At 48.7% G+C, this 25,360-nt stretch carries 20 protein-coding genes, 1 pseudogene and 1 riboswitch; of the genes and pseudogenes, 11 read left to right on the top strand and 10 right to left on the bottom strand.

Translation table 11 applies throughout. The features are described from left to right. Nucleotides 1-87: 87 nt before the first annotated feature. Nucleotides 88-3,078 (bottom strand): beta-galactosidase, encoded by a 2,991-nt coding sequence (locus DYD62_RS12975; protein WP_115227725.1) that lies wholly within the window; start codon nt 3,076-3,078, stop codon nt 88-90. Nucleotides 3,079-3,615: 537 nt separating this feature from the next. On the opposite strand from DYD62_RS12975, the gene DYD62_RS12970 reads away from it, so the two are divergent. From DYD62_RS12970 to DYD62_RS12945, 6 genes are all read left to right on the top strand, one after another. Continuing rightward, the gene (locus DYD62_RS12970) at nt 3,616-4,041 is read left to right on the top strand and encodes a DUF4124 domain-containing protein (RefSeq protein ID WP_132038746.1); all 426 of its coding nucleotides are present in this window, start codon (nt 3,616-3,618) and stop codon (nt 4,039-4,041) included. A gap of 321 nt (nt 4,042-4,362) precedes the next feature. Then, nucleotides 4,363-5,265 carry a protoglobin domain-containing protein gene (locus DYD62_RS12965; RefSeq protein WP_207916782.1) on the top strand — a complete coding sequence of 301 codons (903 nt, stop codon included), beginning with the start codon at nt 4,363-4,365 and terminating at the stop codon, nt 5,263-5,265. Between the two features lie 9 nt (nt 5,266-5,274). Further along, entirely contained in the window at nt 5,275-5,643 is a 369-nt protein-coding gene (locus tag DYD62_RS12960; RefSeq protein WP_115227722.1) for an STAS domain-containing protein, read from the top strand. Further along, nucleotides 5,633-6,046, top strand: coding sequence for an anti-sigma regulatory factor (locus DYD62_RS12955; protein ID WP_115227721.1), 414 nt, complete (start codon nt 5,633-5,635; stop codon nt 6,044-6,046). Before DYD62_RS12960 ends, DYD62_RS12955 begins: the two co-directional genes overlap by 11 nt. A gap of 3 nt (nt 6,047-6,049) precedes the next feature. Beyond that, nucleotides 6,050-6,628, top strand: coding sequence for a SpoIIE family protein phosphatase (locus DYD62_RS12950; protein ID WP_115227720.1), 579 nt, complete (start codon nt 6,050-6,052; stop codon nt 6,626-6,628). Then, the gene (locus DYD62_RS12945) at nt 6,625-9,819 is read left to right on the top strand and encodes a PAS domain-containing hybrid sensor histidine kinase/response regulator (protein WP_115227719.1); all 3,195 of its coding nucleotides are present in this window, start codon (nt 6,625-6,627) and stop codon (nt 9,817-9,819) included. The genes DYD62_RS12950 and DYD62_RS12945 overlap by 4 nt, the downstream gene beginning before the upstream one ends. 16 nt (nt 9,820-9,835) lie before the next feature. Here the strand turns inward: DYD62_RS12945 and DYD62_RS12940 are convergent, their stop codons facing one another. Further along, nucleotides 9,836-10,144 carry an RnfH family protein gene (locus DYD62_RS12940; protein WP_115227718.1) on the bottom strand — a complete coding sequence of 103 codons (309 nt, stop codon included), beginning with the start codon at nt 10,142-10,144 and terminating at the stop codon, nt 9,836-9,838. A gap of 17 nt (nt 10,145-10,161) precedes the next feature. Next, nucleotides 10,162-10,590 (bottom strand): type II toxin-antitoxin system RatA family toxin, encoded by a 429-nt coding sequence (locus DYD62_RS12935; protein ID WP_115227717.1) that lies wholly within the window; start codon nt 10,588-10,590, stop codon nt 10,162-10,164. Nucleotides 10,591-10,690: 100 nt separating this feature from the next. On the opposite strand from DYD62_RS12935, the gene dnaB reads away from it, so the two are divergent. After that, complete coding sequence (gene dnaB, locus DYD62_RS12930; RefSeq protein ID WP_099399493.1) at nt 10,691-12,106, top strand: replicative DNA helicase; 1,416 nt, start codon at nt 10,691-10,693, stop codon at nt 12,104-12,106. Between the two features lie 68 nt (nt 12,107-12,174). Here the strand turns inward: dnaB and mgtE are convergent, their stop codons facing one another. Then, nucleotides 12,175-13,512 (bottom strand): magnesium transporter, encoded by a 1,338-nt coding sequence (gene mgtE / locus DYD62_RS12925; protein ID WP_115227716.1) that lies wholly within the window; start codon nt 13,510-13,512, stop codon nt 12,175-12,177. Nucleotides 13,513-13,628: 116 nt separating this feature from the next. Further along, nucleotides 13,629-13,799: riboswitch (M-box (ykoK) riboswitch) on the bottom strand. A 466-nt stretch (nt 13,800-14,265) separates the two neighbouring features. After that, nucleotides 14,266-15,477: an NO-inducible flavohemoprotein gene (hmpA, locus tag DYD62_RS12920; protein ID WP_267896130.1), complete on the bottom strand. Its 1,212-nt coding sequence runs from the start codon at nt 15,475-15,477 to the stop codon at nt 14,266-14,268. A 261-nt stretch (nt 15,478-15,738) separates the two neighbouring features. Here hmpA and DYD62_RS12915 point away from each other — a divergent pair, with 261 nt between their 5' ends. Both DYD62_RS12915 and DYD62_RS12910 read left to right on the top strand, forming a co-directional pair. After that, nucleotides 15,739-17,688, top strand: a complete 1,950-nt coding sequence (locus DYD62_RS12915) for a DUF5666 domain-containing protein (protein WP_115227714.1) — start codon at nt 15,739-15,741, stop codon at nt 17,686-17,688. Between the two features lie 318 nt (nt 17,689-18,006). Next, nucleotides 18,007-18,946: pseudogene (locus DYD62_RS12910) on the top strand (integrase core domain-containing protein). Between the two features lie 513 nt (nt 18,947-19,459). Here the strand turns inward: DYD62_RS12910 and DYD62_RS12905 are convergent. After that, nucleotides 19,460-20,761 (bottom strand): tryptophan--tRNA ligase, encoded by a 1,302-nt coding sequence (locus DYD62_RS12905; RefSeq protein ID WP_207916845.1) that lies wholly within the window; start codon nt 20,759-20,761, stop codon nt 19,460-19,462. A 424-nt stretch (nt 20,762-21,185) separates the two neighbouring features. On the opposite strand from DYD62_RS12905, the gene DYD62_RS12895 reads away from it, so the two are divergent. Further along, the gene (locus DYD62_RS12895; RefSeq protein ID WP_115227711.1) at nt 21,186-21,437 is read left to right on the top strand and encodes a PDZ domain-containing protein; all 252 of its coding nucleotides are present in this window, start codon (nt 21,186-21,188) and stop codon (nt 21,435-21,437) included. Nucleotides 21,438-21,692: 255 nt separating this feature from the next. Then, complete coding sequence (locus DYD62_RS12890; RefSeq protein WP_115227710.1) at nt 21,693-22,112, top strand: BLUF domain-containing protein; 420 nt, start codon at nt 21,693-21,695, stop codon at nt 22,110-22,112. Between the two features lie 2 nt (nt 22,113-22,114). On the opposite strand, the gene DYD62_RS12885 is transcribed toward DYD62_RS12890, so the two are convergent. The 4 genes from DYD62_RS12885 to DYD62_RS12870 form a co-directional block, all read right to left on the bottom strand. Next, on the bottom strand, nt 22,115-22,510 hold the full coding sequence (locus DYD62_RS12885; RefSeq protein WP_115227709.1) for a VOC family protein: 396 nt from the start codon (nt 22,508-22,510) through the stop codon (nt 22,115-22,117). 9 nt (nt 22,511-22,519) lie between these two features. Then, nucleotides 22,520-22,990 (bottom strand): GNAT family N-acetyltransferase, encoded by a 471-nt coding sequence (locus DYD62_RS12880; RefSeq protein WP_115227708.1) that lies wholly within the window; start codon nt 22,988-22,990, stop codon nt 22,520-22,522. A gap of 168 nt (nt 22,991-23,158) precedes the next feature. Further along, nucleotides 23,159-24,520 carry an IS4 family transposase gene (locus tag DYD62_RS12875; protein WP_207916853.1) on the bottom strand — a complete coding sequence of 454 codons (1,362 nt, stop codon included), beginning with the start codon at nt 24,518-24,520 and terminating at the stop codon, nt 23,159-23,161. Between the two features lie 21 nt (nt 24,521-24,541). Further along, on the bottom strand, nt 24,542-24,988 hold the full coding sequence (locus DYD62_RS12870; protein WP_115227707.1) for a GNAT family N-acetyltransferase: 447 nt from the start codon (nt 24,986-24,988) through the stop codon (nt 24,542-24,544). Between the last annotated feature and the right edge of the window lie 372 nt (nt 24,989-25,360).

Raw genomic sequence — 25,360 nt, 5'->3', positions numbered from 1 at the left:
GGGGAATACATCAAGATGATCTCGGTACCGGTACTCGCGGAGTACCCGCAGTCAGGATGTGAAATTAGCTGTTTTTAAGTAACTACCTTACAGCTGATTCACCTTGTGCTTTCTCAGTCTTGCCGTCACCTTGCCATTGCTATCTGTAGCAAACAAGACAGCACGCTCGCTTGCGATGGTGAGTGAGTAGCTGCAGCCACTGGCTTTGTCTTCAAAGCTGATGGCTTCTTCATGGCCTGATTCGTTGACCAAAATCCATAATGCCCCAAGCTCAAAGCTGAGTTTCTGCGCGAATACGCCGGGCTGCTCACCCGACAGCCAGTTTAAGGGGGAGCTTAGTCCCGCCCAATCCATTGCGGCCTGATAGAGCGCAAGCAGCGGCTCGGTGCGATCGTTCATTTCCAAGGGGAGCGGGCACCACATGATATTGGCGCTGGTTTGTAAGCTCCCCAGTGCATTGCCCTTGCAGAGCTTGGCGATTTTATCGCCGCCAAAGCTGGCGCGATACTTGTGGCTGCCGATATGGATGGATTCTTCACGCTGCAGATTACGCGTGTCTGATTCGCTCATCAGGGCTTGGCAAGGCTGCCAGTAAGCGTCTAAATCGCAGGGGCCGGTCAATAAGATAGGTGTTTTGCATTGGCTGATCCAATCGCGAGCGGCTTGCGAAAGGGCGTGCGGGCTGGGGATGATAATCAGCTTGGCGGGGGCGTGGTCCAGATCGGCAAGATGATATTCGCTGATGGCGCGTACCGGCACTTTTAGCTCGTACTGCATCACGCGCACCAGGCGCTGCGTGGCTTCTAGCGCAAAGCGGCGGTTGCCGTAATCGTTGCTAAAGGGGTAAATCACCGCCACGTCTTCCAGCTGTCTGCCTTGCATCATCGGGGCAATGGCTTTAAAAAAGCTGCCGAAATCTTCGCTAATCATCGCTTCGGGCTTACGGGTGCCGTCGGCGCGGCAAGCCCCAATATGCGATTCGTTGATGTTATCCATGTGGTAGTTGATATTCCACAACCACTGCACCGCACCCGCGCCGCCATTAATAAAGGCGTAAGCATATTTGCGTTCCAGCATATGGGCGAGTTCGGTTTCGCTGCGCTTACTGCGCCCATTAGGGCTTTCGATATGCATCATGCCGGTTTCTTGCACCAGGCTTGGCTTATTAGGCGTTTTGCTAAAGATGGTATCCCAGGCTAAGTCATCATTGAGCCACCAGCTGTGCACATTGGTGTAATCCACTGTCTCGGCAAAAAACATCGGCGAGGGGCGCTGCATGCCCAGTGCCTCGTCTTGGCCGACGGTAATAAGGCGGTTCGGGGCGATGGCACGGATGGTGGCGCTTAAATCGGCGATCCAGCGCTTGAGCATGGCTTGGCTAAACAGGCTGTAATCCAGCCAGATGCCGTGTTGTTTGGGCGTGATCTCGGTGGGATTAAACGCTACTTCCTGCGCCAGCGGCGGCAGTACGGCATTCCAGTCGGGCAAATCTGCGGGGCTGCGGTTCCAGCGCTGTTGCCAGCTGGCGATGTCTGCATCTTGCTCTTGCAGCCATGTTCTGAATGCGGTGATTTCAATGGGGTCTTGTACGCTGCGTGGCCCAAGGAAAATCTGTTCGGGGTTAAACATGGATGGCTCGTTGATTAAATCCCAGTGCACATGGCTGCTGTCTTTGTGGCGGCTAACAATGGCAGAAATAAAACGCTTCTGTGCGGCGATGGCGCGTGGGTCCAGATAGGGGTTCTGGCCTTCCCATGTTTCTGGGGTAAAGGTGAAAAAGGTAAAGCAAGTTTCCAGATTATGGCGTTTGGCGCAGTGTAAGAAGGCGTCGATAGCGCGTAAGGCGGCTTCTTGGGCGTGGCCGTCGGCAAACATCACTTGCCGCCATGCGGTCCAGATGCCGGTGCGAATATAGTTGATGCCCATACGGGCAAATTCGGCCATATCTTTGTCCCAAACGGCCGGGTTGGGTAGCTGCAAAAATTTGCGATGCACATCGCTGGCCATATAGGTCATGCCGACAATTGGCACTGGTTTGCCGCCACGGGTGAAGTAATCGCGGCCCGCGCACAGTGGCTGACCTTCTTCAAGTAAACGGTGATCCCTGCCCCAAAAGCCCTGCTGTAATTCACGGATTTCACCAGAGGAGGAGACGGCACGGCAGTGAATACTGTAATAGCCGTGCAAAACTACAATGGGCAACGTGCTGCGGTGAAATACGGGGCCGTGCGCGGTGGTGTTGAGGGCCAGCGTTTCCTGGATCAGTATCTTGCCCGCGTGCATGATTTTGATTTCAAATTGCCACTGACACGCCGTGTTGCTACGTAAGGCTTCAATTTGTAAGTTGAAGGTAGGTACTTCGCTGGGGTAGTAGCAGGCAAAATCGGGTTTGATCCAGATCTCTGTGACACCACGGGCGCAAAACTTGGCCCAGGCGATCAGCGCTTCGCCCCCGCCCTGGTCCCAAAAAAGGGCTGTGGCGTCGGTGTTTACAAACAGCCAGCGGCTGCCGGCAAATACACCGCGATGGTTTTCGATCAGCACTACTGGGGCGGCAATTGGGCGGCCAGTGCCATCTTTGGCGGTGAGTAAAGGGTAAATCCGTGCGTCCATTGGCCCATTGGAGCTGGACTCCTTAGGGTGATCCTTATGCTTGGTTGGCATCAGTACAAAGCCGCAGCAGGCGTCTTGCGGTGCAAATAAGCTGCAATGCTCACTCAGTAGTGGATATTCTTCAGAGGGCTCAAGACTAAGGGCTTCACTGCTGTCTATCGCCAGCATTTCGTGAATGTTTAAATCTCTGAACAAGGTGGTCGGGGCAGAAAAGGGCATATTGCCCATGCTAAGTAAATTGCCGCCGTTTTTTAGAAACTGCAGTAGTGCAGGCCAAGCCGCAGCCGGGAAGTAAGCGCCGTGCATGGCAATTAAGCAGCTGCCTGCTGATGCGCTGTTTAAAGCATTTAACAAGGTGCTGCAGTCAGCCAGGGTGCCGGATTCTTGCCAGCGGGCCAAATCATCTTGGCGTGGGCGCTCGCCGTGACAGGCCAGGTGTGCATCGTAAAAAAATATGGCGCTCATGCGTTTTCCTCTTAAACAGCGTTTGCATCAATTTGGGCCCGGGCAGCATGATGGTTCTGGTTTTGCAGCAGCAGAGCCTCTCTGCCCACCCCTTAGTATTGATTACATTTTCTTGGTTTGTATGGGTAATTTACTTTCTGTCATCTGCTATTGTTTGTAATTAAGTGCGTGGGTGTGTATAGATGAAAAGAGAAGCAAGGCCTTCACCGCACTGATATTGCCTGGCGTTTGCCTTCTGTTGATTTAAGGTGGACGAGCCTTAGCGAAGAAAGTTTCATTGAATGGTAAATTGCTGATAGTGCCAATATTTAAGGTTGCCTGATTTATTGGGTTTTACTCATTGTCTGAAAAGCAGGATATGATGGAAATCAAAGAATGAGCGCTTTGTATCGGGCTGTGTTAAAGAGTTTTTGAATTAATCGGGTATGCAGCATATCAGCTAATTAGAATTGCCAATGGCATTGAGAGCGTTTATTGATTACGCTTATTTCAATATGGCTTATTGTCGTGCTGCAAGAAAACAGGGAAGTTGATGCAATGAAAATCTTAATTTTGATGGCTTTGCTGATTACAGCAAGCGCACATGCAGAAATTTATAAATGGAAAGATGCTGACGGGATGATGCATTATTCTGATCAGCCGCCTAAGGGTAATAAAGCAGAAGTGCTAAAAACCAAGGACTTGCCTGTTAGCTCGATGTCAGGCCAACAGAAGCGTGAGGCCTCTGCTGCAAGCACCGTTGCGGTGAAAGCCAGCGCTCCGGCCAGCGCGCCAGTGGCGGCTGCTAAAGGTGAAAAAGACGAAAAAGCTTGTAAAGAAGCCATGGCCAGATTGGGGTATTTACAAGGTTCAAAAAAATTCTCCAGTGTGAATGAAAAAGGCAAGCTTGAGTTTATGGAAGCCTCACGGCGCAAAGCCGAAACTGCAAGCACAGAGGCAAATATCAAGCGTTTTTGCCCATAATCTGTAAGCAAGCCAAAACCGCCTCTTCAGGCGGTTTTTTTTCGTCTGGACGGACTGTTTTTTTTGACTGCGCTTTTTATCTTACATCAGCATGATTTGTTGTTTTATTGCTTTCATCTTGCTTTCTTTTTGCTGTAATTAATCACTAGGTCTGGAAAGTTTGAGTTTATGTATTGCTAAAGTTCTTTCGTCTGCCTATCTAGAAAGACAGCAGTTTTATCTTTTTTTTGCTTTCAGAAAATCCCTTGAGAAAAGTTGGCCATGTTTTTGTTATCCAACATGGTTTTTTGTCAGTATTAAGTTGTGCGAAGGAGAATGAAGATGCATGAACATACCAGCCAAACATCGATTAAAGACGTAATGCGTTTGCATGATATTGACGAAGTTGATCTTGAAGTGGTTCGTAAATATGGCGCTTTGGTTGTGCCCAGGATGAGTGAGTACATTACGCATTTTTATGAATGGATGCGTGAGCTGCCAGAGTATCAAACGCTGATGGCGAATGATGAAGTTAAAAAACGTGCACAAAATGCCCAGCTTACCTATTGGAAAACATTTTTTGCGGGGCATTTGGACGATGCTTATATGGAAGATCGGCGCCGTTTGGGCGAAACGCATGCGCGGATTGGTTTATCTTTGCCCAGCTATTTTGCAGGAATGAATTACTCATTTGTCCTGTTTACAAAAAAACTATACGACGGTGGTTTATTTAGTGAGGAATACGGTAAAGCAGTGGCGGCCATTACCAAGCTATTGCATCTGGATACCACTATTGTGGTTGAAACCTATAGCCGTTTGATTAATGAAAGAATTAATGAGCAAAGCCGCGCATTAATGGAAATGTCTACGCCAGTGACCATGATCTGGCAGGATATTTTAATGCTGCCTGTGGTGGGGATTATTGATTCAAAACGGGCGCAGGATATTATGGCGGCCATTTTATTAAAAATTGCCGAAACGCGTTCACGCGTATTTATTATGGATATTTCCGGCGTGGCGATTGTGGATTCAGGCGTGGCGAATCATTTAATTAAAATTACTAAGGCAACACGTCTGATGGGCTGTACTAGTCTGATATCAGGTGTCTCTCCTTCAATTGCCCAGACAATTGTGCACCTTGGCATTGATATTGAAGGAATGACGACTCATGCCACATTACGGGATGCCTTGGAACAAGCCTTCAAGAGCGTGGGCATCAGAATGAAAAGACTTGATGAGGTTTAGGGGGCGGTAATGGATGAGCGTGAATCCGGGGGAGGAGTTGCGATTTCTGTTGTTGAAGATGCTTTGCTTGCCTGTGTGCAGAGTGATTTGCGGCCCGCTACGATGATCGCGCTGCAAAGTAAATTATTGCAACAGGTCACGAAAATGGCGGCAAAAGGGGTCATGCTTGATTTATCCGAAGTAGATGCGCTGGATGTAGACGGGTTTGCAGCCTTGGTAGATTTAACGCAAATGCTGAAAATAATGGGGGCAAAAACAGTATTTATCGGTTTCAGGCCCGGGGTCATTGCCGGTTTGGCAGCGTTAGATAGCGATTTATCTGCGTTGCGTGGCTGCCAGACCATTAGGCAAGCACTGGATTTACTTCATGAAACCTAGCATGGAAATGGCAACGGTCTGGCGAAAAATCCGCAATGACGCTGATGTGGCGATGTTGGTGGCTTATACATTTTCTTTAGCTAAGCAATGCGGTTTTTCGCCTGTGGCGATCACAGAAATAACAACGGGTGCATCTGAGCTGGCCACCAATATTGTGAAATACGCTGGCGAGGGTGTGATGTCTTTTTCGTGGGTAGTGATTAAAAATCGTGAGGGGCTGGAGGTGATGGCCGAAGATCGGGGGCCTGGCATAAAAGACCTAGAGCTTGCCATGTCTGAGCACTACAGTACCAAGGGCACATTGGGGCTGGGTTTGCCGGGGACGCGTCGTTTAGCGGATGAATTTGAGATTAGCTCAGAGCCAGAAATAGGGACCCGCGTCCTGTTTCGCAAATGGAAATAAGCCATGCACTTTGAATATGCACGTTGTTTGCGTCCATGCTATGGAGAAGTAGTGTGTGGTGATGGCACTTTTATTAAGCAAATGGAGCATGGCGTACTGGTTGGTATTCTGGATGTGCTGGGGCATGGCCCTGAGGCGCATGAGCTGGCAAGGCTTTGCGAGCAGTGGCTGGAAGAAAATAGCAGCGAAGATCTCGAATGGATGCTTAAATCTTTGCATGAGCATATCCGCGGATCGCGTGGTACGGCCATTACGATGGCTTTTTTGGGTGATGATGGCAATGCGCAGTGCATTACCATTGGCAATACCGTGATGCGTAAATTGGGAAAAGACTGCTTTACCTTTCCGGCGCAGGCGGGCACTTTGGGTATTATTTTACGCAGTATAAGAATTGAGACATTTAACTTTAAAAGTGACGATGTTTTTGTTCTGGCGACGGATGGCATACAGGAACATATTGCTGCGGATGATATTTTGCTTGAGCGCAGAAATAGCCTGAACCAAATGGTTGCAAATTTGCTAAGCCGTTTTGGAAAGCTTTACGACGATGCCACTTGTCTGGCGATAAAGTGCACATTATGACTGAACTTGGTGTATTGGATCTGCGATCCGAAGAAGGTGTTTTCATTGCCCGCGATAAATTGCGCCGGGCATTGGGATGCTTAAAACTTAACCGGATGCGCAGCGATTTTCTGCTGACGGGGTTTTACTCGCTTTGTCAGTTTGTCCGGCAGTCAACCTTAAATCACCTTTTGCCGGTGGGGATGGATGGGGATGCGCTGTGCTTTCTGGTGCAGTCTGAAGGTGGATGGGCGAAGCACTCGCTCTCCGCCTTTTTTGATGTTCAGAATACTTTATCGGATGGTACGGTACAGCTGGCATTCCGAATTGATCATCAGGATCCTGATGCGATCTTGCAGGTTAAAAACATTGTTAATGAGCAAACCCGTGATGAGCTGATGTCTGTGCTCACTGTGAGCAATGCTGAGCTGGCCGCTCACAAACAGGGGCTGGAGCAGGAAGTAGGTCGTCGTGCCATGGCTTTGCAGCAAAGTGAGATGCAATCAAAGGCCGTGATTGAAGGTGCGCCGATTGCCGTTATTTTGCTTGATAAGGACTGCTGTGTTACAGATTGGAACCGTGCAGCAGAGCTGACTTTTGGTTTTGCTGCTGCCGAAGTGGTGGGGCTAAAACTGCAAAGCCTGATTCATATTGAAGGGGATGGTGATTTGCCCTTGGTGCTGGAGCGGGGATTGAGCGAAGTCACCTCTCGGATTACCACCGCAAGATTCTGGGAATTACTCGCAAGAAACCGCTCGGGCAGCCTGCTGCCTATTGAAGTAGGAATGACTGTTTTAAGTATGGATGGGCATTGCAGTGGCACTTTATTTGCAAGGGATATCAGCCAGCGCAAAATTGTGGAGCAAGAGCTGCAATTGGCTAAAACCAAGGCTGAAGAAGCCGCCTCTGTGAAATCAAGCTTTCTGGCCAATATGAGCCATGAAATTCGCACGCCAATGAATGCGGTGATTGGTTTATCTCATCTGGCATTAAAAGCAGAAATGCCACCTAAGCAGCGCGATTACCTTTCTAAAATACATCATGCAGGCACGTCTTTATTGGGGATTATTAATGACATCCTTGATTTTTCTAAAATTGAAGCGGGCAAATTAAATATTGAAATTGCACCTTTTGATTTAGAAACAGTACTCAATAATGTATGCACGGTAACCACCCAGAAAGTGTTTGAAAAAGGTTTGGAATTCGTTATTCATAATCCGGTTGATATTCCGCCTTGTTTGTTGGGGGATTCTTTAAGACTGAGCCAGATTATGATTAATTTAGTCAATAATGCGGTGAAGTTTACTGAAACAGGCGAGGTTGAAATTACGATTCGCTGCATGGAAAAAAACCATGAGCAAACACAATTAGAATTCAGAGTCAGGGACACTGGCATTGGTATGACCCAAGAACAGCTGGGTAAATTATTTATGCCGTTTACTCAGGCTGACAGTAGTACTACCCGCAAATTTGGGGGTACAGGGCTGGGGCTTTCAATTAGTAAAAGGCTGGTTGAATTAATGGGTGGGCGTATCTGGGCCGAAAGTGAAAGCGGCATAGGTAGCCAGTTTGTATTTACTGCGTGGTTTGGTGTAGAGCATAAAGAAATCAGAACACGTGCTATTCCGGCAGAAATCAATAATATGCGTGTGCTGGTGGTGGATGATCATGAACATGCACGCCTCGCGATTATTGAAGTTTTAAAACGGTTTTCGGTTCGTATAGAACATGTGGGCTCAGGACAGGGGGCGGTGGAATTATGCAGTGCAGCCCATCAGCGGGGTGATCCGTTTGGCCTAGTTTTACTGGATTGGCAAATGCCCATTATGGATGGCGCTCAGGCGGCCAAAAAAATCCAAGAGGTATTGGAAAATGACACGCCTAAAATGGTGATTGTAACGGCGTTTGATCGCGAAGATATTTATATCCAAGCTCAAAGCCTAAATATCAGCGCCATTTTAACTAAACCGGTGAATTCATCTTCATTGACAGATTGTTTGATTTCTATTTTTGCGGATGATGATGTTTCTGATGCCCAGGCCGCTCCGCGTGATGAGGAGGAAGTCGGGCTGAAGGGCATGAGGGTATTACTCACCGAAGACAACCCGATTAATCAGCAAATTGCTACAGAATTACTCAGTTCGGTAGGTGTTGATGTGGTGGTGGCTAACCACGGCAAAGAGGCGTTGGAAAAACTGGAATCAATGGGCGACATCCATTTCGATGCTATTTTGATGGATATGCAAATGCCGGTTATGGATGGCTACGAAGCATCAAAGCATATTCGTGCGGATGCTCGCTACAGCCATATCCCGCTGATCGCCATGACTGCACATGCCATGGTGGAAGAGCGCGCGCGCTGCCTTGATTTGGGTATGAATGACCATGTTTCAAAACCGATAGACCCGATTCAGTTTTTTGAATGCCTGAAACACTGGCGGGTCACAGCACCTGATGGCAAGCCCAAACTCTTAAAGACCAGTGTTGTGTCAGCAGAAATCACGCTGCCTCTGCAAGCTGCGCCAGCACCTGCATCTGCTGCGTTTGTGCCGCCTCCCTTGTCGCAAGTAGTCGCTCCTGTAGTGACGCCAGCACCTGCAACACCGGCAGGCAGGCAGGAGCTGGATGTAAAAGTAGGGCTGGGCTATGTGCTGAATAATCCTTCGCTTTATTTGCGGATGCTGAAGCAGTTTTGCGGTAGTGAATCCGATTGTGTGCAAAGAACACATGCCGCATTGCTTGCTAATGAGTTGGAGCCTGCTTTACGTTTTTCACATACATTAAAAGGGCTCAGTGCAACGCTGGGCGGGACACGGGTTTCTGAAATAGCGGGGCGGATTGAATCGGCCATTTCGCACGGCGGTGGCTTAAATGAGGTGAGGGAAGATTTGCTCTTGCTCGAAAAACATCTGAGTGTGCTGATGCGCGAGGTCAATGAATATATTAATGGCGAAGATCCCTTTGCCAATGCGCCTGCACCCTCGGGCAGAATGCCTGTCAAAGAATTGCAAAACCTGCTGTCTTGGCTGGAGCGTTTATTGATGGATATGGATGCTGAGGCGCTTACCGTCATGGGTAAATACGGAGATGCGATGGCCGATTTTTTTGATCCGGCTGAATTTGCGGCATTTAGAATTGCGCTGGAGAAATTCAATTTTGGTGATGCTTTGCCTATCCTGCAAAGAATGAGCTCAAGCATCACGGTATCTTGATTAGCTGGCGGCCTGCTTATCCTGCGCCGCCTTTTTTTGTTACTTTGCCTTCTAGTGCGCGCTGCCTGCGTATTTCTTTAGGATCGGCCAGCAGGGCGCGATAAATTTCTACCCTGTCTTTTTCGCGCAAAACGGTATCTGCTTTACAAGCTTTGGAAAAAATGCCGATTTTATTGTCCGATAAATCAATTTCCGGAAAAAAATCTAAAATGCCTGATTGCAAAATGGCTTGCTCAGCCGTGGTGCCCGCAGCCACTTTAAGAGCAATTAGCTTTTGCAGCGCAGGTGTGGCATAAACGACTTCCACATTAATTAATGTGCTCATGATGACTCAGCGAATCTTTAAGGGTAAATTTTATCGGCTTGTTTAATAAATGCATCCACAAAGGTGCTGGTGATTTTATTAAAGACCGGGCCAATTATCATTTCTAAGCTGCGGCTGGAGAATTCGTAATCCAGCTCAAATTCAACTTTGCATGCGTCTTCCATTAGCGGAATAAAACGCCACACGCCATGCAGAGCCTTAAATGGGCCATCAACAAATTGCATGTCGATCATATGCTTGGATTTGATATCACGGGTGCGGAAAAAAGTTTTTACTTTGAGAAACTCGATTTTTACCGTGACATCTAAAATGGTTTCGCTGCGTTCATGTACCTCAACGCCGCCGCACCATGGCAGAAACTGAGGGTAGTTCTCGACGCGATCGACCAAGTCAAACATGCGATCTGCACAGTGGGTAACGAGTACGGTTTTACGAATAGACTGCATAGTTTGTCTTTATATGGCAGCGTGAGATATTACTATCCGCCGCACCGTTGTTTGTAGCGTAAAATGCCGGACTTCCAGCAAGCACACCAGATGTAAAAAAATGACCGAGCATCGTAACCCCGACCACTCCATGACGCAACTTGAAAACATCCGCATGCCACCGCATTCGGTTGAGGCTGAGCAATCTGTGCTTGGTGGCCTGATGCTGGATAACAGCTCTTTTGATAAGATTGCTGATACCTTATTTGAAGCCGATTTCTACCGTGATGATCACCGCCGCATCTTTGCTGTGATCGCCAAGTTGGTTGAATTAGGCCGCCCCGCAGACGTGATTACCGTAGCCGAAGCGCTCGATACTCACGAAGAATTGTCTTATGTGGGGGGCTTGGCGTATTTGGGCTCCTTGGTGCAAAACACCCCATCTGCGGCCAATATCCGCCGATATGGTGAGATTGTCCGCGAAAAATCTGTGATGCGCCAGCTTGCATCTGTGGCTACCGATATTGCCGATGCCGCCTACAGCCCCAGCGGACGCGAAGCCTCCGAGCTCTTGGATCAGGCCGAATCGGCTGTGTTTCAAATTGCAGAGCAATCGTCCCGCGGGCAGAAAGGCTTTATCGGCATGCCACCGATTTTAAAAGAAATTGTTGAGCGCATTGATCATTTGTTTCAGCAGGATAATCCATCTGAAGTCACTGGCGTTGCGACGGGATTTTTGGATCTTGATCGGATGACTTCGGGTATGCAGGCAGGCGATTTAATTATCGTGGCGGGCCGACCTTCCATGGGTAAAACCGCGTTTTCGGTAAATATTGCCGAGCACGTTGGCATTGAGCTTAAGTTGCCGGTGGCAATTTTCTCCATGGAAATGGGCGCAACCCAGCTGGGTATGCGTATGGTGGGTTCGATTGGCCGGATTGATCTGCATAAGCTGAAAACTGGCCGTTTTGAAGATGAAGATTGGGTGCGCCTTACCCACGCCGTGGGCCGCATGAATGAAGCGCCGATTTTTATTGAAGAAACCGGCTCGCTGACCGCGCTGGATATTCGTACTAAGGCCAGACGGCTTGCGCGGCAATGCGGCGGCCAGCTTGGGCTGATTGTGATCGATTACTTGCAGCTGATGGCGGGGCGGGCGGGGGCGAAAGATCAGAACCGTGCTACCGAGCTGGGCGAAATTTCGCGTGGCTTAAAATCGCTGGCTAAAGAGTTGAAAGTGCCGATTATCGCGCTCTCGCAGCTTTCTCGTTCGGTGGAGCAGCGTACCGATAAACGCCCGATGATGTCCGACTTGCGAGAATCGGGCGCGATCGAGCAGGATGCGGATTTGATTTTATTTATGTACCGCGATGAATACTACAACCCAGACAGCCAGTTTAAAGGCCTTGCCGAATGCATTATTGGTAAACACCGTAACGGCCCGGTAGGTAAGATTCCGCTGGTGTTTGTGGGCCAGCATTCCCGTTTTGAAAACGCTTTGGTTCGTCCGGATGGCTGGTCGAGTGATCTTGAGTAAAGGGTGTGGTGGACAGTAAAATGCAAAAAGGCAGCTAGGCTGCCTTTTTGCATTTTAGGACAGTGAGTTTATTTCAGCTCTGGCAGGATGAGCTGGGCGATTTCAAAGTAAATAACGAGGCCTGTTCCATCCACAAGTGTGGCAATAAAAGGCGCGGACACTACGGCGGGGTCAATTTTTAGGCGCTTCAGAATTAATGGTGTGATGGAGGAAACAATCGCACTCCACATAATGATGGCGACAATGGTTAAGGTAACGACTAGACCAATCTCAGGCCCAACGCCGAGCGACCAAGCACGAACCCAAGCGGCCAAAGCAATCCCCATCGAAATTAATAGCGCAGTGGAGGCCTCTTTTCTAAGGACTTCGCCGATATTGCGCATGGTCACTTCACCCACCGCCATTGCACGAATAATGGTGGTGGTGATCTGGGTGCCACTATTGCCGCCCGTGCCGATTAAGAGTGGGATAAAAAAGGCGAGGGCAATGGCGGCTTCTAATTGCTCTTCAAAGGCGCGTAATACCGTCCCTGTGTAGCTTTCAGCAGCAAACAGCAGCAGCAGCCAGCCAATGCGTTTACGCCAAAGTTGCCAAGGTGTTGCTGCTAGGTAGGACGTTTCTAATGGGGAAGAGCCGCCTTGTAGCTCAGCATCCTCGGTGGATTCTTGCTCTAGAATATCTGCCGCTTCATCAACGTGAAACACCCCGATTAGCTTGCCTTGATCTTCTACGGGTAGGGATGATAAATCCCGATCCACCAAGAGGCGAGCCGCTTGTTCTTGATCTGTTTGTGCATCAATACGCACGAGGTTTGGATCCATCAAATCACTTAACTTGATTTGCGAATCGGCAATCAATAGCGTCTTAAGCGGGATGCCGCCAATTAATAGCCCGTTGGAGTTGGTAATATAAATATGCTGGAATAACTGAGCTTGGTGCCAAGCATCATGGATTACTTGCTTTGCATCACTGACTGATTGCTCAACGAGGATGCTGATATAGTTATTGCGCATATGCGCGCCAACTGATTCGCTAGGCCATTTAAGCAGAGCGGTATAGTTGTGCTTATTTTGCTCGGATAAATACGAGAGCAAATTGCCGCGATCGTTGTTTTCCATTTTGCGCAAAATAGTCAGCATATCGCGGCGGGGAATGCCGTCCTGAAGCGCGTTGATGATCTTGCTGTGCAAACGCAATAACAATTGGCCAGCATTTTCTGTGCTTAAAGAGGCAATGAGCGCACTGCCTTCATTTACCGGTAAGGTGTTGAATGCGTCGTTGAGGTCTTCTGCGCTTAGAGCCAGCAATTGATTGGCTCGTTCAGAAGGGGGTGTGGTGGCAATCCAGCTTCTCAATGCGGTTAAATCGAGAACTTGAATAGTGTGGGCGTGCTGGTGTGTTTTCATTTTGAATGGCCTCAGATCATGACAGGCAAAATCGCAAGCACCTTGATGGGTGCGTGTTAAAAGAAAACAGCAGTTGATGGACGAGTATGGGACAGGAAATAACGTCGAATGGCGCTTTTTCATCTCCACGTTCTAGCTTTAGCACTGTGCAACGTATCTGGTAAAACCAGAAGCCACTTGGGTTAACACCTTAATCCGATGAAAACTGTCCTGATCTTGGGCGTCTCTGGACGTCGTGAGATCAGTGGCCTGTATTTGCGCAGGAGCCTCGCCTAACGAGATGCTGCATAGGGTAAATGCTTATGCCCCTGGTTGGGGCAGGGGCATAGTGTTCAGATTGATCTTCAAAGTCAACGTAACGATAAATGGTAATTGTTATCACTACACAATTGCTGGGTGTGTATGGTATACCGCGTCGCCGTGCTGCCTGCTTTGTCTGAGCTTATCCCCCGCTCGCCAAGGATAGGGTAGTCGTCTTGGCATAACGCTGGTTTTTTGCTGGCCATAATGGGCTGTTAATTCAAGCTGGGGAGGTGTGTTTGAGGCGAGAGTAAGCAAAAAAACCGGAATGGTAATAAGTACGAGATGCGTTTTTTGAGTGCAGGGGTGTTTACGAGGCTTATGTTAATGGATTAAAGCATAGCTAGTATGATGAGTGGGTGGGTGCAAGGGTTTGATTGCATTGGCATAAATGCCCACCCTGCATCTGCTTTGTTGCTTGTAAATCTGCAGGGTGGGCTAAGTGCCTAGTGTTTAAGCCGCCACGCCGCCCGTCCCAAATGCCTCCGCATGAATGCGCTCCGCACTAATTCCCATTGCATGTAATGATTTGATCTGGGCTTGCATAAAGGCCAGTGGCCCACAGAGGTAGTAATCGGCGTCGGGCAAAATCATGCTGTCGGCTATTTTAGCCAAGTCCACATAGCCCAGATGGTCGTGGCTATGGTTTGGGCAGGCGTCACCATAAAACACTGCTTTTTCGACGCTAGATGCTTGAGTCGCTAGCCGATTGACCACGTCTTTAAAAGCATGTACGTCGCTATTGCGGCAGCCGTGTACAAAGCGCACGGCTCGATTGCTGCCGGTTTTTACTAAGTGTTTGAGCATTGCCATCATCGGGGTAATGCCCACGCCGCCACTAATTAAAACGACAGGCGTTGTTCTATCCTGATGCAGTACAAAATCACCCGCTGGCGGAGCTAAATCAATCACATCGCCAATGTTTACTGTGTTGTGCAGCAGGTTAGACACCTGACCGATGATATTGCCGGTTTGTTCACGTTTTACTGAAATACGCAGGTAATCATTGCCCGGTGCGTCAGATAAGCTGTATTGGCGCGGCTGCATTAGATTCCATTCCGGCACAAACATCCTGACCGAAATATATTGCCCGGGTGCGTAATCGGGCACACCGCCACCATCTGCCGGGCGTAAATAGAAAGAGGTGATTTCGCTGCTTTCTACTTCTTTTTTTGCGACAACAAAACCACGCCAGCCTGTCCAGCCGCCTTGTTTAAAAGCCGCTGCGGCATAGAGCTGCGCTTCTTCGGCAATCAAGACATCAGCAAGCTGGCCATAGGCTGCGGCCCATGCGGCGATTAATTCATCCGTAGCTGCAGCGCCCAATACTTCACGGATAGACGCCAGCAAATGGTGGCCCACAATCGGGTAGTGCTCTGGGCGGATGCCAAGGCTGATGTGCTTATTGGCAATATGGGTGAGCACGGGGGCCAGTACGCTGGGGTTGTCGATATGCTCAGCGTAGGCTGCTACGGCCATGGCGAGGGCCTGCTGCTGAGCGCCTGACTGCTGATTGCCTTCATTAAAAATTTGTTTCAGTTCCGGATTGTGCTGAAACATCCGTGCATAAAAATGCGTGGTGAGCGCAACGCCGTGTTGTTTGAGGACAGGAGCGGTGGCGCGGACTAGATCACGTTGGGCGGCATTTAGCATGGTGTATCTCAGTGTTTTTTTAAATGTGCATTTAATTTACCCATTAAAGGCTGGGGTGTATAGGTAAAATTACACGTTTAAAAAACTAAGTGATTAGATTTTGATTTATGCGCTTGCGTGTTGCTGACTAAAGTGGCCGTTACTTAGGCTGGCTGAGTTTGTGAGGTCTGCACCGCTTATCGCTGAAAAGGTGGTAAGTCTTATTGTCAGCCGAGGTTTGCCCACCACAATCCATAAAGCTTATTACTGCCTGATATTTATGAGGAGTGGACGATGGATCAGCGTTTAAAAATGTTGGCTTTAGCCTTGGTGGTCAGTGTGGGGCTTTATGCCTGTGGTGGCGGAAGCAGCGGCTCGTCGTCTGGCACTACGCCAGTGGCTACGAACCCAACATCCCTGCCGACAACGGTACCCACCGCCGTTCCAACGCCCACCCCAGCCCCCAGTGGTGGCGCATACGCCCAGGGTACCGTTACTGGCTTTGGTAGTGTGATTGTGGATGGCGTTACGTTGGACGACAGCAGCGCCAGCTTTAAGGTAGAGCAAGATCCGTCAGTCAGCAGTACCGGCACCAGTAATGACATTAAGCTGGGCATGAAGGTGGAATCCGATCAGGGCAGCGATGACAAAATCAAAACGCTGACGGCCTTGCCCGAGGTTTACGGAAAAATCACGGAGTTAGTGGTGGGCACAGGCTTCAAGTTGGCGGGGCAAACCGTCAGAGTCTCCACCGATGCGGCCGCTCCCACAGTATTTGAAGGTGCCAGCGTGCTGGCTGATTTATTGGTTGGCGATATTGTGGAAGTGCATGGCAGCCGCGATGCCACGGGCGTGATTGTGGCAACACGAATCGAGCGTAAAGACCCTGCAAGTACGGTGATGGTGCGGGTGGTTGGCGTCGTGAGCGCGCTAGACAACACGGCTAAAACGCTGGTGGTGAGTGGCCTAACGGTGAACTTTAGCGGCGCAAAGCTGCGCCCGGATGGCGTGGTGTTGGAAAATGGTCAGTTAGTCGCAGCATGGAGCGATCAGGCGATAAGTGCCGCCAGTGTGATGACAGCTAAAGCGCTGAAAGTGAAAAAACCACAGGCTGGTGATGGGCTAAAAATGCAGATCGGTGGCCTGATTGCCGGTTTGGATGCTAAGGCGCTTAGTTTTAAATTGGGCGAAGTAGTCGTGGATGCCAGCAAGGCCAAGTTTGAGAGCGGCGTAGTGGTCGATCTGGCCAATGGCAAGGCGGTGCGGGTGGGCGGTGTGTGGCAGACCGATAAATTGGTGGCTGCAGGTGTGAAATTTGTAAAAGACAGCGCAGACGCTAAGGTGTCGCTCAGCGGTGTGGTCACTGATTATATTTCTCTGGCCAGCTTTAAAGTGCGTGGCGCTTTAGTCGATGGCAGCGCGGCGACGTTTGATGGCGGCGCGGCAAGCAATCTGGCCAATGGTGTGCAGGTGAAAATAGAAGGGAGTGTCAGTAATGGTAAGGTGCAGGCTAAAACGGTGAAAATTGATACGCCTGTTGCGACAACACCGCCGCCCAATGCCAGTGCGCCGACCAATGCCAGCCAAACCGCCAGTGCAGGTGTACGCACCATTACTGGTGAGGTGAAAGATTACGACTCGAAAACGGGTAAGTTCACCCTAAGTGGTGTGAAGCTTAACTTGCAAATTAATGACAAAACAGAATATGGCACGATAGGCTCGGATGTAGTCACCAGTAAGAGCGACTTTATCAATGGGGCTAAGGTGCTGGTACGGGGTGAAATGCAGGCTGATGTATTGGTGGTTAAGGAAGTACGCTTCCCGCCTAAAGTTGAGCCACCCGTGAAATTGGGCGGGGTGATCAGTAGCGTGACGGCCAGCCAGTTCAAACTCAATGGCGTGACGATTCTTTGGAGCGCAACAACGCCTGTGGATGGTGGGAAAACGGCTGATGTGGTCAATGGGGTCAATGTCAATGTGACCGTGCTTAAAAATGGCGATAAGTTACAAGCGCAGCAAATTGAAATCAAAGGCCGTGTTGCAACTACCTTGGAAGTAAAAGGCGCGGTAAGTGACTTTGTGTTGCTGAGTAATTTTAAAGTAGCGGGTCAAAAGGTTGACGCCAGCAAGGCTGAAATAAAGGAAGGAAAAAGCGGTAGCTTGGCAAATGGCCGTGTTGTAAATGTGAAAGGCGTACTGACAAATGGCGTGCTGATGGCTAGTCAAGTGTCCTTTGCTGATTAAGGGCATACCGAGGAATGAGTAAATTCATAACTTAGCATCGGTGTTTTAGAGGAAGAAAAGCCACTCTTGGACGAGTGGCTTTTTCTTGAACCTTGCAGGGCGGGTGAAAATCAACTCCGACAGGATGCTAGCAATTTAACTGATGTTACGCAGTGATCATCTTTTTAGTGCCTTCGGCACGTTAATTTAGGAGCGGTAGCCACCGCGGGGCCTTCCTTTCTTGCTTCGCTGTATAGACCATAGACATGGGTAACACTTGTACGAGGACATAGGTAACACTTTGGCGGTGTTTTTAACCGCTTGGGATGCCTACTTACCATGCCTTGGATGCCCGTGAATATCATGTCTATTCGCTCAGAATTTGTACTCCTTACACTGCAAGATAACTGTAATTTTAAAGCGCTTTGCCAGCGTTTCGGCATCTCAACTAAAACAGGCTACAAGTGGCGGCAGCGCTATCTGGATACCCCCCAAGAAGGTTTTCAAGATCGATCTCGCCGCCCCAAATCATCGCCAACACTGACCACCGCAGAGATTGAAGCCCTCGTTGTAGACCTGCGCCAGAAGCACCCTGTTTGGGGAGGGCGCAAACTCCATCGAAGGCGACCATTCTCGCTTTAATCTCACCTTAACTGCTTGTGGTCAAACCACGGCAGCCATTGTCCAGACTCACTTAACGGATGTATTTCTTCGCTATGGCTTGCCTGCTCGTATCAACGCTGACAACGGTTCTCCATGGGGAAGCCCCAGTGATGCCAGCCATGGCATCAGCCAGTTATCTATCTGGCTGATCCGCTTGGGTATCCATGTTAGCCATAGCCGCCCAGGGCATCCGCAAACTAATGGCAAAGAAGAACGCTTTCATCGCACGCTAAAAGCCGAAGTATTAAATGGCCGGGCATTTCGCGATTTAGCCCATGTTCAGCATGCATTTAACGACTGGCGCACGGTCTATAACGAGCAGCGCCCGCATGAAGCCTTAGGGCTAGCCACACCGATTACCCGCTATAAACCGAGCTTAATTGCCATGCCTTCTGCTTTGCCTGAAATTGAATACGGCCCCAACGATCAAGTCATTACTGTGGGCTGGGGCGGTGCAGTAAAATTACAAAATCATAAATTTAAAGTGTCTAGTGCCTTACATCGTTTACCTATTGCACTGCGTGCAGATAGTCTGAACGACGGGGTGTTTGACCTCTATTTTTGCCATCAGCACTTCGGAAGAATCGATTTGAATACCTTGCAGTTAAACAACTAAAATGTGTTACCCATGTGTCCGCACGTGTGTTACCTATGTCTCCGGTCTATACATGTGGCCAAGAAAGGAAGCGAAAGAAGGCCACCCCACGAAACACGAAGGCCCCTGCGCTGCGGACAATCGAGTCGGCGGCGGGCGGGATTGGCTCGCTGCCTCGCTCCCTAGCCGAAACCCCGCCCCGCTTGTTCCTCGCTCCGGCGTGTTTCAAGGGGTGATTTAAGCCCCGTGCCGTTAGCTGCGATACGAATCCAGATTTTCAAGATTTTAAAATTTACAAAACAACTTAATTTAAGCCTTGTTCTTCTCCGTGAAACTCTGTGTCCTTCGTGTTCTCTGTGGTTCAAGATTTGGGTTTTTACTGCATAACATCAGAATTTAAGCAAAATTCATCGCTCAGTGGCTTTATCGCGTAATCCAACATTCTTTTGCGCCCAATGTTGGATTACGCTGGCTTATCGGCCTTAAATGCGTGAATAAACCCGCTGACCAAGGCGACAAAACGCCGGGGTGTTGTTATTCCGCCAATAGCAGTGCCAAAGCCGCGCTGACATCCTCAGGCGCAACGCCTTCGCTCAGGCTGACTGGCGCACCGCCTGCAATGATGGTCACACCTTCGTTTTTAAGCTTTGCAATCCATTGCCCGGCTTCCTTGCCCTGGGCAAAGCCTGTGCTTTGCAGTAACAGGCGGCCATCGGCTGCGCTGAAGTTAAAGTAAAACAGGCCGTCTTCTAAGCGGAACTGTTTAAACAGCGGCAGCGCGGCTTTTTTCTCTGCTTTGGCAGTAGGCGCAGCAATGGCTTGCATGGCACGCAGGCCCAGTGATTCGCGAACTTTCTTTAGCAGTGGTGCGGCCGTAGCACGGGCTTTGGCGGCTCCGGTTTGCAGCAGTGCTTCAATTTCTTCGGGATGCGCCATCAGGGCGTTGTAGCGCTCACGCATCGGTGCAATATCGCGCTCAATTAAATCCAGTAGGCGTTTTTTTGCATCGCCCCAGCCTAGGCCCGCACGCAGCTCGTCTTTAAATTGCCGGGTTTCTTCTTTTGAAGCAAAGGCTTCAAAAATCGTGACCAGATGCGAGTTATCCGGGTCTTTGGCATCCCCTGGCAAGAGGCTATTGGTTACAATTTTTGCGATGGCTTCTTTCATCGCTTTCTGGCCGCCTTCAAACAGCGGAATGGTGTTGTCGTAGCTTTTGCTCATTTTGCGGCCATCAAGGCCGGGCAGTGTGGCGACGTGCTCTTCGATATGGGCTTCTGGCAGCACAAATAAATCACTGCCCTGACCAAATAAATGGTTGAAACGGGCGGCGACATCACGTGCCATTTCAATATGCTGAATCTGATCACGGCCTACTGGTACTTTGTGCGGGTTAAACAGCAGAATATCGGCGGCCATTAAAATAGGATAGCAAAACAGGCCCATAGTAATGCCTGCGTCAGGGTCTTCACCTGCCGCCTCGTTGGCATCTGTGCTGGCTTTGTAAGCGTGGGCACGGTTCATCTGTCCCTTGGCGGTGACGCACGTCAGCAGCCAGTTCAGCTCGGTGACTTCAGGTACATCACTCTGGCGGTAAAAAGTAACGCGTTCCGGGTCCAGCCCTGCTGCTAGCCAAGTGGCGGCAATTTCAAGGCGAGAACGCTCTATGCGTGCCGGATCATCGCACTTAATCAGTGCATGGTAATCAGCCATAAAAAAGAAACAATCACTATCCGGGCTTTGGCTGGCAACAATTGCCGGGCGAATCGCCCCTACATAATTGCCCAAGTGGGGCGTACCCGAGGTGGTAATACCGGTAAGAACACGCAAACTCATCACTTTTTCCTATATCGCACGCTGCAAGAATGGCAGCAAGTCTAGCAGGCGACGGGCGCTTGTGTAAGCACAAAATGATTGAATAAAATCGTGTGTTGGTGATTTTTTGAAAAATATAAAATATGCTGTTTAATTAAAAACATTTTTTAATATTCTAATATTTTCTGTATTTATCCAGATATTTACAGTTGCTGTTTGATATTTGTTTTATTTTTTTGCGCTTTTTTTAACGTGTTATGTGCTGTGCGGCCATTGTATTTATGCCTGACAGTGGCTTTGTTGTTTTTTAAAATAAGTAGAGCCGGCTCAGATATAAATGTGGTATTAAAAAATAAAATGATTGTTGTGATTGATTGGGGTGTGTATTCTCTTGGCTTAAACATGCCATTTGCATTGCGTGTGTTTGCGTAAAATTTCGGGGTGAATCATGAAGAAAGTTTTCGTGCATGTATTGTTCGTTTTTATATCGGGGGTAGCCTGGGCTGATGCTGCCCGTGGTTATTTTGGCTATGGATATTCAATTGAAGCAGATGGATTTTTTTGGGACCCAACTTTGCAGTCAGTTACTATTACAAAAATAGTACCTGCTTCACCCGCTGCCAAAGCAGGAATATTAGAGGGTGATCAGGTGCTTGAGTTAGAAGGTCGTGCAATTGCAGGGGATAAAAGTGCTGTGTAAGTCTTTAAATATAGGTAAGTAAATTAAAAAATAAAATTTTATGTTTTTTTACAGTATGAATATTTTTAATTTAACTTATTATGATTGGCGAAATTATAATATTCGCGCTATAAATTCTACTTATACCACTTTGTGTTGTCTTTTTTGGACCGGCGGAGGCAGTCAATGTTGTTTTGAATTGAATATCAACAGGCTTGGGGATGGTTCATTGAAATCGCCAAGTTTTTCTCTCTTGGCTGGAAGGATAGTTGAATCATGTCTGATCTCCATTCTTTGGTTTACGTAAGCACCGCTACCCATTTAATGAGCGACGCAGAGTTAGAAGCTTTATTGCTGGGTGCTGTTGAGCAGAATAATAAAAATGATGTAACAGGTGTGTTGCTTTATAACGATGGTGATTTTATGCAGTGTCTTGAAGGCCCGGAGCGTGTATTGCGGGAGACCTTTAAGCGTATTTCAGGCAGCCGTCAGCATTCAGGTATTATTTGTTTATTTGATGAGAAAATAAATAAACGTAGTTTCTCTGATTGGCATATGGGATATGCAAAAACCAGTAAATCACAAATGTTGGCATTGTCTTCTGCTCAATGGAAGAAAATCGCAGAAGCATCAGCGGAAGAAGAAAAAGAGTGGGAGGGCTTGATTTTGTTAAGAGATTTTTGGAGTCGAAGATAGTTTTAATCCAGATTTGTTTTTTTATTAAAAACAGCCTCAATCCGGTAGCCATCGGGATCAATCACAAAGGCGGCGTAATAGTGCCCACCATAATCTGGCCGTAATCCGGCGGGGCCATTATCCTTGCCGCCATTTGCTAGGGCTGCTGCATAAAATGCTTCGACTTCTGCGTGACTCTTGGCTGAAAAGGCCAAATGAAATCCTTGCCCTATGGCAACGTCTTTGCATAATTTGATTGCAAATTTGTCGCCGCCGCCTTGAATGCCATAGCCCACTGCCGCATCATCGCCTTCAAAATCTTCCCAAACCCGAATATAGCCAAGCGGGGCGAATATGGCATCATAAAAAATAGCGGAGCGTTGGATGTCTGTGACGCCGAATGATAAATGGTGAAGCATGTTTTCTCTTTAATTAATATGAGTGGTTTTATTTGATGAGAAATAATAGATCAGTGGAACACAACCATAGGGTAGTGGTGTGGCTAAATCGAAATTATCAAATCCGGCCTGAGTATAAAAGCCAACAGCATTGGGCGATGAATTAACCCGTAAATGGCCACGGGGCGATTGAACTTGGCAGATTTCCAATGCTGCATTTAATAGCTTTTTTCCTACGCCTTGGCCATGAAATTCGGGTAATACATAGAGCTCGGCTAAGTTCCAAAAGTGTTTTACTAAAATGGTGCCAATAATCCGTTCTTGATGCACGCATTGCAAAAACAAATGTGCTGCTTGATTTGATTGCCAAAGCGAGTAGTTGGCTGCGATATGGGGTATTAATTCATCGCATTCTGCTTGGCTAAGGTTATCCAGTGAGCCTATTGCTTGGGCTGCAATCAATAGGGCTTGTTCGATATCGGTGGTGGTGGTGATTTGCATAATCGTCTTTTTTTATGGCAATGGGCGGCTGCGCTTTGATTTAATTTAGGAGTAGTTCATAACACACTTCATGTAATGGAAAGCCTGTGAGGGTTGTGGTATTGCGTGTTTCGCCAGTACTTTTAAAACCACAACGCTCATAAAGCCCCCGTGCTGCGTTAATGCCGTTCACTTAAGGTCTGTTTTCAAGATTTTTCGTGTCGGATAGCGCTTCGGCTGGGCTTTGACTACACGGGGGCATTCTCGCCCCCGTCTTCGTCCTGCAAGTAGTAAATCTCCAACCCGATTACGCTGATTTAACAGCTTTTTCGGTAACGTACCTGGGCTATTCAACGCCAACCAACTCCACTCACACAGTAAGTAGCGCAGCGCCATCTTGAAGCTCAAATCCGTCGCCGCAGCGCCCGCTTCTTTTGCGATTTCAGCCATCTCCAAGCGCACCAAATTATACGCAATCAGTGCTCCCCAAATCTCTTGTCGTACCCGTTCTGGCGTGCCGCTGCGCAAAGTAATTTCGTCGCCCAACATCGCCTGCTTGATTTCTCGATAACTCGTTTCTATGCGCCACCGCTCGCTGTATTGAGCCGCAATTTCACTCGCAGGGTACTTTTCTGCCTCAAGCAACGACGTTAATAAGATACGCTTTTGTCCTTGTCGAGTGATCGCTTCAATCGCACGAGCTTCCCAATACTCTGGCAAATCAGCTCGCTTGGCTCTGGCTTGCGGTGAGACTTTCATTCGCACCCGATAATCGTGAGGATCATTACTCAGGCGCTCCCACTGGGTATTGCTTTTGGCCGGAATCAACCAATGCCGCTGCCGACCTAGCTGTTGCAAGGGCAGCAAAATCTCGGCACTTAAAAAGCCTTTGTCGAATAGGGTCAATGAGTTATCTGGAATTTGTTCGATGATGTCATGCGCGTAGCGCATCTCATTTTTGCCGTACTCACCGAAGACGGCCTCTCGTACTAAGTGCGTTGCCAGCGCCGTGAGCGTCACTGCGCGCACCTGCGGATAGCTCGATACCACGCCTGAGGCGTAACTTTGTGCACCAAAATGAGCGCGATTTTCTGGTGAGTCTGCGGCACGTAGCGTCGTGCCATCGACGGCGTATCGACTCAAGCCACGCCAACTCTGTCCGCGTTGATGGCGCTCATCCCAAGCCGCAGCACACAAGCCGAATAAGAGCGCTAAGGGTTCTTCACCTAAGCGTTGCCGAGCTTGGGTCAGACTACTGGCGGAGATGTCTGGATTGATCTCATCAGGCAAAATCAAATTCAAATGAGCGACCACCTCGGGCATGGATTGGCGACGAAACAAGGCCATGGCAATCACGAGCCAGACTACGCGTTCAGCAGGCATTTTGCGGCGTCGCACGCTGGCCGTTCCGGTTGCAGTGAGCGCATCGTTGAGCCAGTTGGGGTTAATGCCGCGAGCGAGGATGGCGGGGTCAAAATCTTCAGGGGAGCGAACACGATGGCTGGGCATAAACAAATGCAAATTTAAACAAAAGGGCGTAATGATAAGCATAAAAAATGCCGCTCACTTGGCTTAAGTGAACGGCATTACCCGTGCTGCGTGGTTTTCGCTGATGCACCACAGCAAAATACGTTGGTAAGCAAAGTGCTTCGCCTTGGTGATGGCGTCTTGCATCAATTCAAATCCAAGCCCGCTGCGCCATGCGCTTGGGGCAACGTTAAGCGCCCAGAGTTCGGCGCTGTTGCCACTGCTTTCAAAACGAGGCTTGCCCAGCGCATAAAAGCCCAAAGATTGATTCTGCTGATCGGCTATCGCCAGATAAAAATCTCGCGATGGTGCGGTTAGCTTGGCTTGTAGCGATTCAAGCTGGGAGGCGGGATTGAGCGCTTTTAGAAAATCTTCTGGCATAAACGGCGTATAAGCGGCTTGCCATGCAGCGACACGGATCTGGCTGATGGCCAGTGCATCGCTTGCTTTGGCTTGGCGGATAATCGCTGTGCAAGTTTTAGTAAGGAGCATGAAATTATTTATGTGGGCAAAATGTCAGGTTTTGAATTATTGCGAGATATCTGCTCCCCGGCAAATTAATCTTGTTTGCCTGAGTGATTTAGAGACAATCTCAAGAACAGGCATAGCCAACGCCTATTAATAGATCGTATTCGCCTTTATATTAATTGGCGGGCTAACAAAGATAAAGTTGAGTCTTGCTCACAGGCGGGGCGTGCTGCCGTGGTTTCTTTACTGGAAACGCCAGCACAGTAATCATTTTTTACGGATACTTTTTCTTGCGGAGTTTTTACTTTGGATTTATTCAGAATGATTTAATTGGGCATTTACTGATGTATTCAGCAGCCCATTACAAGGGGGACTGCTGAAGTGCTGTTTTTTCTG

This window comes from Iodobacter fluviatilis, from assembly GCF_900451195.1.
GTDB classification, from domain to species: Bacteria; Pseudomonadota; Gammaproteobacteria; order Burkholderiales; family Chitinibacteraceae; genus Iodobacter; species Iodobacter fluviatilis.
The sequence above is the reverse complement of the archived record's forward strand: the minus strand, read 5'-3'. Positions and strand labels throughout refer to the sequence as shown.

Bases quoted from the DNA above. Each gene is read 5' to 3' on its own strand.
- DYD62_RS12895 (WP_115227711.1), top strand. From the start codon at position 21,186: ATGAAGAAAGTTTTCGTGCATGTATTGTTCGTTTTTATATCGGGGGTA.
- DYD62_RS12945 (WP_115227719.1), top strand. From the start codon at position 6,625: ATGACTGAACTTGGTGTATTGGATCTGCGATCCGAAGAAGGTGTTTTC.
- DYD62_RS12880 (WP_115227708.1), bottom strand. From the start codon at position 22,990: ATGCAAATCACCACCACCACCGATATCGAACAAGCCCTATTGATTGCA.
- DYD62_RS12960 (WP_115227722.1), top strand. From the start codon at position 5,275: ATGGATGAGCGTGAATCCGGGGGAGGAGTTGCGATTTCTGTTGTTGAA.
- DYD62_RS12965 (WP_207916782.1), top strand. From the start codon at position 4,363: ATGCATGAACATACCAGCCAAACATCGATTAAAGACGTAATGCGTTTG.
- DYD62_RS12935 (WP_115227717.1), bottom strand. From the start codon at position 10,590: ATGCAGTCTATTCGTAAAACCGTACTCGTTACCCACTGTGCAGATCGC.
- DYD62_RS12940 (WP_115227718.1), bottom strand. From the start codon at position 10,144: ATGAGCACATTAATTAATGTGGAAGTCGTTTATGCCACACCTGCGCTG.
- DYD62_RS12885 (WP_115227709.1), bottom strand. From the start codon at position 22,510: ATGCTTCACCATTTATCATTCGGCGTCACAGACATCCAACGCTCCGCT.
- DYD62_RS12870 (WP_115227707.1), bottom strand. From the start codon at position 24,988: ATGCTCCTTACTAAAACTTGCACAGCGATTATCCGCCAAGCCAAAGCA.
- DYD62_RS12955 (WP_115227721.1), top strand. From the start codon at position 5,633: ATGAAACCTAGCATGGAAATGGCAACGGTCTGGCGAAAAATCCGCAAT.
- DYD62_RS12950 (WP_115227720.1), top strand. From the start codon at position 6,050: ATGCACTTTGAATATGCACGTTGTTTGCGTCCATGCTATGGAGAAGTA.
- DYD62_RS12970 (WP_132038746.1), top strand. From the start codon at position 3,616: ATGAAAATCTTAATTTTGATGGCTTTGCTGATTACAGCAAGCGCACAT.
- dnaB (WP_099399493.1), top strand. From the start codon at position 10,691: ATGACCGAGCATCGTAACCCCGACCACTCCATGACGCAACTTGAAAAC.
- DYD62_RS12975 (WP_115227725.1), bottom strand. From the start codon at position 3,078: ATGAGCGCCATATTTTTTTACGATGCACACCTGGCCTGTCACGGCGAG.
- DYD62_RS12875 (WP_207916853.1), bottom strand. From the start codon at position 24,520: ATGCTTATCATTACGCCCTTTTGTTTAAATTTGCATTTGTTTATGCCC.
- DYD62_RS12890 (WP_115227710.1), top strand. From the start codon at position 21,693: ATGTCTGATCTCCATTCTTTGGTTTACGTAAGCACCGCTACCCATTTA.
- DYD62_RS12915 (WP_115227714.1), top strand. From the start codon at position 15,739: ATGGATCAGCGTTTAAAAATGTTGGCTTTAGCCTTGGTGGTCAGTGTG.
- mgtE (WP_115227716.1), bottom strand. From the start codon at position 13,512: ATGAAAACACACCAGCACGCCCACACTATTCAAGTTCTCGATTTAACC.